Origin of the sequence: Streptomyces sp. NPDC058459 (genome assembly GCF_042721685.1) — a bacterium.
Lineage (GTDB): Bacteria > Actinomycetota > Actinomycetes > Streptomycetales > Streptomycetaceae > Streptomyces.
The window spans coordinates 1-9,791 of the sequence record NZ_JBHXLV010000237.1; the positions used below are offsets into that span (position 1 = coordinate 1).

Consider the following 9,791-nt stretch of genomic DNA (forward strand, 5'->3'; position numbering starts at 1 on the left):
TGATGGCCGGGCCCCTCCCTCATACCGCGTCAGGCGGATGTAGCCCGAGGCTGCTGGATTCCTATGTCTACCAGCGGTACCAGCGACCCTTGCGGCCGCCATTGCCCGCGGGCCGGATGACGAAGCCCAGCACCCACACCACGAGCACGATCACGGCTATCCACCACAGAGCCTTCAGTGCGAAGCCCGCACCGAAGAGGATCAGAGCCAGAAGAAGAACCAGAATCAGGGGAACCATTGTTATCAACCTCCTGACAGCCGGATGCCCTTACCTCCGCCCTACACGCCTACAAGATCCGTGTTTTTTTCCACGGCCTCTCGGGCCACTTCCGCAGCGCGTGCCAGTTCCCCGTCTTCCTCCCGTGAATCATCAGGAAGGGGACAAAGTGCGGGCTCAGATCAGTTGATCCGCAGGGTGTTTGCGGAGCTGGTGAGCGGTCACATGACCTCTCACCACACGACATCGACACTGAGGGACGGTGAGCGGGATGACCGCCAGCGAGAAGGCCAAGGCGAAGACCGAGCAGGCCACCGGCAAGGTCAAGGAGGCCGCCGGCCACGCCGTGGGCAACGAGCGCATGGTCGCCAAGGGCCACGCCGAGCAGGCCGTGGGCAAGGCCCGCGAGACCAAGGAGAAGATCAAGGACGCCGGTAAGCACTGAATCCGGCAAGAGTCCGCGCGGCGCGTAGCAACCCCCAGACGGTGGGGGTGGCTCACGCGCCGCACTCTTGTGCGGGCCCGGTAAGACGCCCGCGCAAGGATCAGCCCCTGGATGTGCTCGCTCCGCGGAGCAGCGGGCGAGGTGCCCAGGACCTGGAAGGTGTCTCGGCGTACGGCCTTCGCCCACGATGTCCGGCGCCACCCCGAGCAGGGCCCGGCTCATGGTGAGACCCTGATGTGGCGTGAAGCGAACCAGCCGGGCGATCACGGCGGCTCATGCGTTCGCACGTCTGTGAGACAGCGTGACATTGGACGGCTGGACGGCTGGACGGCTGGACGGCCGGTCCCATGCTCCCGAGGGCTCTCGCGGCGCCCGGTCGGTCCGAGCCGCGCGGCGAGTTCCGCCGAGGATGCCCGCCCTCTACGGTGCACCGGGCTCCACACGGTGTTCCGGGCTCCCGTACCCGTGTCCTCGCTCTGCGATTGGAGTGGTTCCCATGTCAGTGGTGACGATCGTCGGCGCCGGGGTGATCGGTCTCTCCTGGGCGCGCCTGTTCGGCGCGGCGGGCTGGGAGGTGCGGATCAGCGATCCGAGGCCGGACCTGGAGGATGTCGCGGCCCAGCACCTCGCCGGACTGCCGGTCACCCTGTACGGCGACCTGGCCGCTGCCGCCGACGGGGCTGACTTCGTCCAGGAGGCCGGGCCGGAGCGGATCGAGATCAAGGAGGAGATGTTCGCCGTACTCGCCGCGCACACCCGAGGCGATGTGGTGCTGGCCTCGTCCTCCTCGTCGCTGCTCCCCTCCGCCATCGCGAAGGGGAACCCGGCCGCCGACCGGATCGTGATCGGCCACCCGTTCAACCCGCCGGAGCTGATGCCGCTGGTGGAGGTGGTGCCCGGACCGCAGACGTCCGCCCGCACGGTGGACCGGGCGGTCGAGGTCTACCGCGCGCTGGGCAGACTGCCGATCCGGCTGAAGAAGGAGATCCCGGGTTTCGTCGGCAACCGGCTGCAGAAGGTCTTCAACGACCAGGCCGCCTACCTGGTGCAGCAGGGCGTGATCGACGTGGCGGACCTCGACGATCTGGTCCGCGCCTCGCTCGGACTGCGCTGGGCGACCGTCGGGCCGTTCCAGAGCGGGGTGCTGGGTGGCGGCCCAGGCGGGATGCGGCATCTGCTGACGCACGTCGCTTCGCAGATGACCTTCGAGAGCGGCGAGCCGGACCCGGCCGGGATGGACTCGGTGCTGGACGAGGTCGAAGCGGCCTACGGCACGGGCGAGTCCGCCTACGAGCGGCTGGCCGGGCTGCGGGACGGACGCACCCGCGCCGTTCTGGAGCCGCTGGGCTGGCAGCCGCCCCCGGCCGCCGACGCCGCGCAGGAGGGACCGGAGACCGGTACGGACGGCGGTCAGCGCGTCTGAGAAGGGACGATCACCATGTGGAAGGCATTGCTGGCGCTGGAGGTGGCGTCCGGAAAGGTACTGCGGGTCGACCTTCCGGGCGGCGAGGTGCGCACCCTGGTCGAGACGGCGGGCCCCGTCCCGGACGGCGTGGTCGTGGACTCCGGCTCCGCCTACTGGACCACCATGGGCGAACCGGTCTCCGATCCGGGCGCGCCCGGCGAGGCCGGTCAGGACTTCTCCCGCCGCAACGGCGGCATTCACGCCCTGGACCTCGGCAGCGGCGCACGACGGGATGTCCTGGCAACCGGCGCGATCACCACCGGCAAGCAACTCACCTCCGATGGTGACGGCACCCTCTACTGGGGTGACCGCGAGGGCCACCGGGTCAGCCGGGTCCGCACCGACGGCAGCGGCCTGGCCGACCTGGTGGTGAACCCGCCCGCGACCGGCATCCTGGGCGAATGCGTCGGCGTCGCCGTCGATGTCGCCCGCGGTCACCTGTACTGGACACAGAAGGGCCCGGCCAAGGGCGGCCAGGGGCGGATTCTGCGGGCGGGCCTGGACATCCCGGCCGGTGAGGACGCCGAGAACCGCACCGATGTCGAAGTGCTGTGGAGCGGACTGCCCGAACCGATCGACCTGCACCTGGCGGGCGACCGGCTGTACTGGACCGACCGCGGCGCGCCCCCGGCCGGCAACACGCTCAACCGGGCAGCCGTGCCGTCGCCGGGAGCGCCGGGCGAACCGCCCGAGATCCTCGCCGGCGGATTCCAGGAGGCGATCGGCCTCGCCGTCGACAGCGAGGCGGGCATCGCCTACGTCTCCGACCTCGGCGGCCACCTCCACGCCGTCCCCCTGCCCGACGGACCCGCCGCCGGTGAGCCGCGGCACGAGATCGCCACTCTGGGACCGCTGACCGGCCTGACAAGGCTGCGCTGAGGGGGCACGCCCGGATACTCATGTCAGAAAGCGGGGCCGGTGCCGCCTTCTGACGGGTAATGCCCTGCCGCCCAATGACGAATCGGCCACCGTTCGCCTAAAGCTGAGCCACACCGATTCGTTGGGAAATGGCGGGCGGCGTAATGTGTGAGAGTCAGGTGTCGGTACGCCGAGGGGGCAGGACGGGCTGTTGACGCTTCAGCGCTCGAAGCCACGGATACGCCTTGGGGTGAGATCATGCATCCGTACCCTGTCGTGAACAATCACGATGACCTGTTGGACGTGGTGGACGGCCTCCTTTTCGAGGCCGGCCTGAATCGCCGGGACTCGGGCGGCGCGGTCACCTTCGCGGGTATGGACCCCATCCGGCCCACCCATATCAAGGTCGGCTCCGCCGCCGCGGCGATCACAGCGGCGAACTCGATCGCTTCCGCGATCATCTGGAAGCAGCGAACCGGCGAAGGCCAGGACATCCATGTCGACCTGCGCAAAGCGTATGTGACGCAGAGCGCCTGGCAGGACACCCTCGCCGAGTGCACGCTGGTCAACGGGACCCAGCAGATGCGGGGCGGGAACGTGGGTCAGCTGGGCAGCCATATCCTGCCCACCAGAGACGGTCGCTTTGTCGTGCTGACCTCGCTGTACAGCTCGAACACCAAACGCATCATGGAACTGCTGGACAGCGGCGTGCTTCCCCGGCAACTGGAGCAAGCGACGCGGAAATGGGACGCACAGGACCTGGAGCACGCGGCCCAGGACGCGGGTGTTCCGCTGGCGATCTGTCGCACGCGGGAGGAGTACGAGGCGACCCAGCAGTTCCAGCACCACATCGGCACCCCGCTGATCCACATCGAGAAAATCGGAGAGAGCCCCCCGGAACCCTTTATCCCCGGCGACCGTCCCCTTTCCGGGGTCCGTGCCCTGGGCATGGTGCATGTGGTGGCGGGTCCGGCCGTGATGCGGCAACTGTCCGCTCAGGGTGCCGACGCCCTGAATCTCAACACCCTCGACTGGGTCGAAGAGCCGACGATATTCTGGCAGTGCCTGGCGGGCATCCGGGAGACCTATCTGGACGCCCGCGTAGACGCGAACAGAAAACCGATCTACGAACTCGTAAAAGAAGCCGACGTGTTCGTGGAGAACATGAGGCCCGGCCTGGTCGCGTCCCAAGGCTTCTCCGCCGAGACACTTGCCCGGTACCGGCCCGGCATCATCTACGTCTCGGGCAGGCTCAACACTCCCAAAGGGCCGTGGGCCGACTGGATGGGGTACGACTTCACGGCCGCCGGTCTCACGGGAATGTTCACCGACATCGGCAGTGCCGATCAGCCGCAGCTTCCGCACGGAGTCAACGTCGTATGCGATTTCCTGACGGGGTATCTGGGTGCCATCGGAGTGCAGGCAGCGCTGCTGCGCCGAGCCGCGGAGGGGGGCAGCTACAAGGTCACGGTCACCCTCGCCCAGACCCTGATGTTCGAGCAGGCTCTGGGACTGGTCGACGATGACACCCTGCTGCACATGGACGACCTCGGTCCAGAGCATCAGCCCCTGAAGCCCAACCTCCAGACGGGGCAGACCGCCTTCGGAGAATTCACGCGGCTCGGCTCCCAGGTCGAGATGTCCAGGACCCCCGAGTACTGGGCCGACCCGATCATCTCGCCGATCGGGTCGAGCAAACCCGAGTGGTTGCCGCGGTGACATCCGTCGGTCCTATCGGCCTTGTCTCCTGGCCGGAGCAGCGCCGGTCGCCCACGTGATGGCCGGGCACCCGCGCCGGGTGAGCCGGCACCTGCCGGGGTGCGCCGTCCGATGCCGACTCACTTCCGCGACGGGGACAGGACGCCCAGCGAGGTGAGGAAGGGCTCGTACTGGTCGAGAACCTGGCCGAGACCGAGGCGTACCTGAGGCCGCGAGCGGGCTCTGTGCGGACAGGAGGCCCTGTTTGTCGTCCCTCGGCTCGGGAAGCGGAAGGAGGGCGACCTTCCGCGGCCGACCTTCCGCGGCGCGTCGCGGCGGTGCGAGATCCGTACGACGGCCGCCCCGCAGAGGCTTGTCCCCGTACGCCCCGCACCCGCATGAGGAGTCCTCGATGCCCAAGCACTCAGGTAGCGCCGAGTCCCTCGCGGGCCTGTCGGCGGTGGTGACCGGCGGGTCGCGGGGGCTCGGCCTGCTCATCGCCGGCGAACTGGCCGATCGCGGCTGCGCCGTCACCATCGCCGCCCGTGACACGGAGGAGCTGGACCGGGCGGCCGACCTGCTGCGGACACGCGGTGGCGGCGCGCGGGTGGAGACCGCCGTGTGCGACGTGCGCGAACGGGACGATGTGGAGGCGCTGTTCGCGGCCACCGCCCGGACACGGGGCGGCGTCGACATCGTCGTCGCCAACGCGGGCATCATCCCGGTGGCTCCGGTCGACGCGATCGGTGCGGACGAGTTCGACGACACCATGCGCACGATCTTCGGCGGTGCGTTGCACACCTCGCTCGCCGCCCTGCCCCACCTGCGGCGCAGCGGTGCCGGGGGACGGCTCGCCCTGATCGGGTCGGTCGGCGGACTGCTCGCGGTCCCGCACCTGCTCCCGTACTCGTGCGCGAAGTCCGCCGTCGCCGCGCTGGCCGAGGGGCTGCACGCCGAGGAGGCGGGGCGGGGGGTGTCGGTGACGGCCGTGCATCCGGGGCTGATGCGTACCGGCTCCCACGGGCAGGCACAGTTCGGCGGCGACCGGGGCCGCGAGTTCGCCTGGTTCTCGGCGCTCGCGGGAACCCCGCTGGTCTCCATGGACGCCGAACGTGCCGCCTCACGCATCGTCGCCGCCGTTGCCCGACGACGACCCCGCATCGTCCTGACCCCGGCGGCCAAGGCGGCCGGGCTGCTGCACGGGATCGCGCCGGTGACCGTGACCCGGCTGTCCGGACTCGCCGCCCGCGTCCTGCCCGGCTCGGGGGACGCCGAGGGCGGCCTCGTACCGGGGCGGGACATCACTGGACGGCCGCACGGTGTCGCCGGTCGACTGCGCGCCTGGGGAAGCGCCCTCAACGACCGCGCGGCAGCCCGCTACAACCAACACCCTCCGACCACCCGCCCCTGACCTGGCGGCGCAGGACACCTGCCCCCCCGCGGGCCCATCCGAATGCATCTGAGCCTTGGTGGCTTGGGGACGCACGGGGGACAGACACCCGCAGAGCCTCAGTCCCAGCCGGTCCAGCCGGTGTCAGCCGAACTCCAGCGCCGCCCGGCGAAGCTGCGTACGCTGCAGATCTGCGAAGGTCAGACACACTCTGAGCAGGCAAACGTGCGCAACCTGACATGACGTCAGCGGGCGCCCCCGGCAGGACTCGAACCTGCGGCCAAGCGCTTAGAAGGCGCCTGGTGAGTGGGGTGCCTTACCGTTTTTGACCTGGCGGATTCCTCATGTAGCCCACGCTACCGGCTGACCTTCGACACCTATTTGACACGGCCTCACTTACTCGTAGACGGCCGCCGCCAGCAGAGCGCGTGCAAAGAACGCCCAGTCACCGCTGGGTGGCACCTCTTGGCCGGCGTTGCGGTACCAGCCATCCGAGTCATCGATCCATGCCGCCAAGGCGTCGAGGAAGCTCGGAAGGTCCGCGTTCTCCCACGAGTCCCGACCTTCGGCGTAACTCCGACGCAGAGAACGTACGAGCGCCGCCAGGTCCTCTTTGCTCTCGACGTGATCAGCGGCGGTCATGCCATCGGGATCTCGTAGACGATCTCGCAGTGCGCGGCGGGCACGACGATGTCCGCCGTCTCCACGGGTCGCCCTTGGTCGCTGTAGTACGTCCGCCTGATGTGCGTGACGAGCGCGGCCTTCTGGATGCCGAGTAGGGATGCCTCCTCGGCCGTCGCGTGTCTCGGCTCTGGTTGCTCCACCGCATGGCTGACGTTGATACCGATCGCGGCCATACGATTCACGACGCCCGAGCCCGCGTGTGGCCCTCCCTCGGGAAGGACGACAAGGGTGCCAGCGGTGAGGTCGTACGGCTCCCAACTCGTGGAGAGCTGCACGGGTCTGCCGTCCGCGAGGAACTCGTACGTCGTACGCACGCACAACGCGCCCTCGTCGACCCCCAGCCGCGCCGCGATTTGCGGGGGAGCCGGCACCTTGGCATCCGTCCGGCTCTCCCAGTCGCCCTGTCTGCCGACCGCCTTCATGTCTGCCCGGAACGGCGAGCCCGTGGGCTGCTCCCGCGCTGAAGACCGTACGACCCGCACGCGCCGCCGGGGCTCGGCGACGTACGTACCCGAACCGGCGCGGCCCTCCAGCACTCCCTGGGAGATCAGCAACTCCTGCGCCCGGCGAACCACGTTCTCGCCGACACCGCACTCCTGGCCGATCTGAGCGCGGGACGGCAGACGGTCTCCCGGCTCCCACACACGTTCCGCGATCCGGCGCCTCAGCTCATCGGCGATGCGGAGGTAGGGCGGTTGCTCAGACATATGGAAAATCTAGTCCACTAGCCCTAATCTAGTTAACTAGCTTCACTGAAAGTGATCGCCGGTGACGGAGGCTGCCCTGTGCCCGCTTCGGGAGTTAGCGCGGAGGCCATCGCCGCCCGGCTGTCCGCCCTCGGATTTCTCACGCGAGTGGAGGAACACCCCCGGCACACGACGGTCGAAGCGGAGATGCCGGACGACGTCTCCGCCGAGACATGGCGAGAGGTCCTGGACGCGGTGTCCACGGCCGACCAATTCGGCCTCCTCGCCACCAGCTTGAACGCCCGCACCCTCTGGGCGCTCGTACGTAAAGCGGTCCCCACGACGGGCGATGTCGGGGGACCGAGCCATCAGCGATAGGAGCTGAGCAGCGTGCTCAACCGTATCCGCCGCGCCCTTGCCCTAGCTAGGGTGCGGACCTCGACCAAGGGCAGGCACCGCCGCCCCTTACGCGCCTCCAACCCCTCGACCGAAGCGTTCTCCCTTGCGCCCACCGACGCATCGACCGTCGTCCTGCGCCGGTCCTTCGCGATGACGGCTCATCTGGCCCCGCTTGCGGGTGAGGAAGTCGCCCTGGTCCGCCCGTACGTCCTGGCGTGGGAGAGGCGCGCGCGGCCTCGCGCCGTGCTTGTCGCCCCTCACCTCTCCGCCGAAGCGTGGTCGGCCCTTGCGGGGGTCCACTGATGCCGCCCTGTCGACAGTCATCGATCACGGAAGGCATGCCGGGCCCCTACCGCTCGACCGCCTGCCACATCGGTACGCACTCCGCTTGCGTGGAGTCGCCGCCAGCACCGGCACCGACCGATCTCCCGGTGATCTACGAAGCGTGCGACTGCCTGTGCCATCGGGCCGTCGACCTGCCTGCGCCCGAGGTGGTGACGCGGTGAGGCCCCCGATCGCCGGCAGTGCACCGGTAACGAGCGTTGAAATCACCGCCAGCACGGTGCAGCGCGGCGACGTCATCCAACTCGGCGGCTGCGCCTGCCGCGTGAGCGACCTGCTCCAGCTTCCTCACGGGGCGAAGCAACTCGTCTTCGAGTCGGGCGAGCTGCTGACCATGCACACGCGTACCCGACTCGTCGCCGCGCGGCCGATGAAAAGGCGGTGACGGTACTGATGCCTCCTCGCCACCATGACATCGCCGACGATCTACGGCGGCAGATCACGTCCGGCCGTCTCCAACCCGGCGAACGACTCGAGTCCGAAACGGCCTTGGCCGAGCGGTACGCCGTGAGCACGGTGACGCTGCGCCATGCACTCGCAGTGCTCCAGGGCGAACGCCTCATCGAGAAACTCCACGGTAAGGGCAACTTCGTCCGACGTGCACCACGCAAGATCATGTATGTGGGCGGCTGGGGAACGCTGGACCCGTTGACAGCCACCGGACCGGCGTTGCGTATCACCGTTCGTAGCGCCACGGTCCCGGCCTGCGGCAGCCTCGCGGCTCTCTTGATGGTGCCGACGGGCAGCCCCCTTGCGGAGCTCTCGTGCGTCAGTCTCGATGGCGAGATGCCTCAAGGGTGGGCCCGCATCTACATGCCGCGCGACCTGGCGCCGGCTGGAGTACTCGACGACGCCCCCGCGCGCCGAGAAGCGCTCGCAAGATTCGCCGTCCTCGGTCCGCCACCGGCCGCCATTCGGGAGATGGTCTGTGCTCGCTTAGCGACACCGGACGAAGCCTCGGCCCTGAAGATCCCTTCCGCGACGGCTGTCCTCGCCGTCACCCGTGTCGCCACCGACTTCACCGGACGCATCACAGAGGCCGCTCTCTTGGCGTTCCCGGGAGATCGCGTCGACGCGGTCTTCACCTCCCACCACGTGATCAACGAGAGGCATCCCTCGCCATGACAGCACCGAGCGAACTCCGGCTTCTTCCTTGGGTGGGTCCGGAAGGCAAGCCCTGCTACCTGAGCACCGACGACCATAGTGGCTACATCTCCCGCTTGGCAGACGACGTCGAGTCGGCCCAACTCGACTTCGCTACTGAGTTGCTGGACCAAGTCCCGGACACGCTCGACGACGCGGGCGCGGAACCGGACGAGATCCGCAGCCTGGCACGGGACTTGGCCAGTGCACTGCGCGACGTCTTGCGGGTCGCAATCAGCCGAGGCTGCCTGTTGGCTGTCAGCGATCCGCACAAGCTCTGAAGACTGCCACGAAACGGCGCCTGCCAAGACAGATCCATTAGGGCCTGTGTGGAGTTGTGATCTCGTGTGGTCCCGGCCGGGGAGGGTTGGGACCCCTGGGGTAGAACGGTGAGGTGTCTCGACCTCAACTTTCGGATGCCGAGTGGGAGTTCATCTCTCCGTTTCTGCCGGTCGGTGCGTACG

13 protein-coding genes and 1 tRNA gene are annotated in these 9,791 nt (G+C 68.6%); 10 read left to right on the forward strand and 4 right to left on the reverse strand.

Translation table 11 applies throughout. The annotated features are described in order from the left end of the window. Positions 1-67: 67 nt before the first annotated feature. The gene (locus tag ACFWN1_RS28795; protein WP_384368139.1) at positions 68-238 is read right to left on the reverse strand and encodes a hydrophobic protein; all 171 of its coding nucleotides are present in this window, start codon (positions 236-238) and stop codon (positions 68-70) included. A gap of 250 nt (positions 239-488) precedes the next feature. Here ACFWN1_RS28795 and ACFWN1_RS28800 point away from each other — a divergent pair, with 250 nt between their 5' ends. The 5 genes from ACFWN1_RS28800 to ACFWN1_RS28820 all read left to right on the forward strand — a co-directional run bounded on the left by ACFWN1_RS28800 (position 489) and on the right by ACFWN1_RS28820 (position 6,094). Next, positions 489-662 (forward strand): CsbD family protein, encoded by a 174-nt coding sequence (locus ACFWN1_RS28800; RefSeq protein ID WP_384368141.1) that lies wholly within the window; start codon positions 489-491, stop codon positions 660-662. 496 nt (positions 663-1,158) lie between these two features. Then, a complete protein-coding gene (locus ACFWN1_RS28805) occupies positions 1,159-2,085 on the forward strand; it encodes a 3-hydroxyacyl-CoA dehydrogenase NAD-binding domain-containing protein (RefSeq protein ID WP_384368144.1) in 927 nt (308 codons plus the stop codon). Positions 2,086-2,100: 15 nt separating this feature from the next. Beyond that, entirely contained in the window at positions 2,101-3,006 is a 906-nt protein-coding gene (locus tag ACFWN1_RS28810) for a hypothetical protein (protein ID WP_384368147.1), read from the forward strand. 282 nt (positions 3,007-3,288) lie between these two features. Then, positions 3,289-4,704, forward strand: coding sequence for a CoA transferase (locus ACFWN1_RS28815; RefSeq protein ID WP_384368171.1), 1,416 nt, complete (start codon positions 3,289-3,291; stop codon positions 4,702-4,704). A 391-nt stretch (positions 4,705-5,095) separates the two neighbouring features. Beyond that, the gene (locus ACFWN1_RS28820; RefSeq protein ID WP_384368150.1) at positions 5,096-6,094 is read left to right on the forward strand and encodes an SDR family NAD(P)-dependent oxidoreductase; all 999 of its coding nucleotides are present in this window, start codon (positions 5,096-5,098) and stop codon (positions 6,092-6,094) included. 232 nt (positions 6,095-6,326) lie between these two features. On the opposite strand, the gene ACFWN1_RS28825 is transcribed toward ACFWN1_RS28820, so the two are convergent. From ACFWN1_RS28825 to ACFWN1_RS28835, 3 genes are all read right to left on the reverse strand, one after another. Continuing rightward, a tRNA-Arg gene (locus tag ACFWN1_RS28825) sits at positions 6,327-6,408 on the reverse strand. A gap of 61 nt (positions 6,409-6,469) precedes the next feature. Continuing rightward, positions 6,470-6,715: a hypothetical protein gene (locus ACFWN1_RS28830; RefSeq protein WP_384368153.1), complete on the reverse strand. Its 246-nt coding sequence runs from the start codon at positions 6,713-6,715 to the stop codon at positions 6,470-6,472. Beyond that, positions 6,712-7,464, reverse strand: a complete 753-nt coding sequence (locus tag ACFWN1_RS28835; protein ID WP_384368156.1) for a GntR family transcriptional regulator — start codon at positions 7,462-7,464, stop codon at positions 6,712-6,714. The genes ACFWN1_RS28830 and ACFWN1_RS28835 overlap by 4 nt, the downstream gene beginning before the upstream one ends. A gap of 78 nt (positions 7,465-7,542) precedes the next feature. Here ACFWN1_RS28835 and ACFWN1_RS28840 point away from each other — a divergent pair, with 78 nt between their 5' ends. The 5 genes from ACFWN1_RS28840 to ACFWN1_RS28860 all read left to right on the forward strand — a co-directional run bounded on the left by ACFWN1_RS28840 (position 7,543) and on the right by ACFWN1_RS28860 (position 9,608). After that, positions 7,543-7,821, forward strand: coding sequence for a hypothetical protein (locus ACFWN1_RS28840; RefSeq protein ID WP_384368159.1), 279 nt, complete (start codon positions 7,543-7,545; stop codon positions 7,819-7,821). Between the two features lie 12 nt (positions 7,822-7,833). Then, positions 7,834-8,145 carry a hypothetical protein gene (locus tag ACFWN1_RS28845; protein WP_384368162.1) on the forward strand — a complete coding sequence of 104 codons (312 nt, stop codon included), beginning with the start codon at positions 7,834-7,836 and terminating at the stop codon, positions 8,143-8,145. 199 nt (positions 8,146-8,344) lie between these two features. Then, positions 8,345-8,569, forward strand: coding sequence for a hypothetical protein (locus ACFWN1_RS28850; protein ID WP_384368165.1), 225 nt, complete (start codon positions 8,345-8,347; stop codon positions 8,567-8,569). Between the two features lie 8 nt (positions 8,570-8,577). After that, complete coding sequence (locus tag ACFWN1_RS28855) at positions 8,578-9,309, forward strand: GntR family transcriptional regulator (RefSeq protein WP_384368174.1); 732 nt, start codon at positions 8,578-8,580, stop codon at positions 9,307-9,309. Continuing rightward, positions 9,306-9,608, forward strand: coding sequence for a hypothetical protein (locus ACFWN1_RS28860; RefSeq protein ID WP_384368168.1), 303 nt, complete (start codon positions 9,306-9,308; stop codon positions 9,606-9,608). Before ACFWN1_RS28855 ends, ACFWN1_RS28860 begins: the two co-directional genes overlap by 4 nt. Positions 9,609-9,791: the final 183 nt, after the last annotated feature.